Origin of the sequence: Listeria sp. SHR_NRA_18, from assembly GCF_003856515.1 — a bacterium.
Taxonomy (GTDB): Bacteria; Bacillota; Bacilli; order Lactobacillales; family Listeriaceae; genus Listeria_A; species Listeria_A newyorkensis.
Genome location: NZ_QPKR01000076.1, coordinates 1 through 427 on the forward strand (window position 1 = coordinate 1; position 427 = coordinate 427).

Genomic DNA, 427 nt, shown 5'->3' on the forward strand with positions numbered 1-427 from the left:
TCAGATCACCAATACGCTGAAGGTGATGGCGGTTGGCCTGTCGCAGATTATCTCCACCCAGATGGAAGTCTCGCGCATCGAGCATCTGCGCCAAATGGCGGACAAGGCTGAAATGCGCGCGCTACAAAGCAAAATCAACCCGCATTTCCTGTTTAATGCGCTGAACGCTATCTCGTCGTCAATCCGGCTAAATCAAGATACCGCCCGCCAGTTAATCATCAACCTGTCGCGTTACCTGCGCTATAACCTGGAACTGAACGACGAACTGATCGATATCCGTAAGGAACTGCATCAGATCCAGGACTATATCGCCATCGAGCAGGCGCGCTTCGGCAATAAGCTGACGGTGATTTATGACATCGATGACGATATTGCCGTGCGCATCCCCAGCCTGCTGATCCAGCCGCTAGTGGAAAATGCCATCGTG

General features: G+C 52.5%; 1 protein-coding gene. It reads left to right on the plus strand.

Annotated elements, in window-relative coordinates:
* Positions 1 to 427 (plus strand): sensor histidine kinase (locus DUK53_RS17215; protein ID WP_201740745.1); only part of this gene is annotated, 427 nt, incomplete at both ends.